This is a genomic window from Microbacterium sp. KNMS (genome assembly GCF_053851835.1).
Genome location: NZ_JBSQBP010000059.1, coordinates 1 through 895, shown reverse-complemented (window position 1 = coordinate 895; position 895 = coordinate 1). Strand labels below are relative to the sequence as shown.

General features: G+C 50.9%; 1 protein-coding gene. It reads right to left on the bottom strand.

Features of this window, described 5'->3' with window-relative positions:
• The coding region (locus ACWXWW_RS17825) for a hypothetical protein (protein ID WP_455971321.1) at positions 1 to 895 on the bottom strand (895 nt) is incomplete at both ends.

Below are 895 nucleotides of genomic sequence, written 5' to 3'. Positions count from 1 at the left end.
CCACGTAGGCGGCGATCCGCCATCCGCGGCCCTTCGGGCCTGTGCCGATGATCGGATCCCCCTTTCGCCTTCGCTGTTCGCTCTCTTCTCCCCTCCCTCCCTTTCCCTCCTTCCCCTCTTCCCCTTTCTCTCTTTCTTTCCTTCTCTCCCTCCTCTCTTCCTCCTTCCCCTCTTCCTCTCTTCTCTCTCCCTCTTTCTCCTCCTCCTCTCTTCTCTCCCTCCCTCCTTCTCCTCTCCTCTCCCTTCTCCTCCCCCTTCTCTCCCCCTCCTCCTCTCCTTCTCCCTCTCCCCTCTTTCCTCTTCCTCTCCCTCCTTCCTCTTTCCTCTTCTCTTCCTCTCTTTCTCCCTTCTCTCCTCCCTTTTCTCCCTCCTCTCTTTTCTTTCTTTTCCCTTCTCTCTCTTTCTTTCTTCTTCCCTTTTCTTCTCCTTCTCCTTTTTTTCTTCCTCCCTTCCCTTCTCCCTCTTCTCCTCTCTTCCCTCTTCCTTTTCTCTCCCTCCCTCTCTTCTCTTTCCTTCTCCCCTCCCTCCTTCTTCTCCTTTCCCTTCTTCCCCTCTTCCTTCTTCCTCTTCTCCTTCTCCCTTTTCTCTTCCTCTTTCCTCCCTTTTCTTCTCCTCCTCTCCTTCCCTCTCTCTTCTCCCTCCTCCTCTCCTCTTTCCTCCCCTTCCTCCTCCTTCCCCTCTCCTCCTCCCTTTTCCTTTTCCTCTTCTCTTCTCTCTCCTTCCCTTTTCTTTCTCCTCTCCTCTCTCTCCTCTCCTCCCTTCTCTCTCTCTCTCTTCTTTCTCTTCTCCCCCTCTTCCTCTTCCTCCTCTCTCTTTTCTTTTTCTCTCTCTTTTTTCTCCTTCTCCTTCCCCCCTTTTTTTTTTTTTTTTTTTTTTTTTTTTTTTTTTTTTTTTT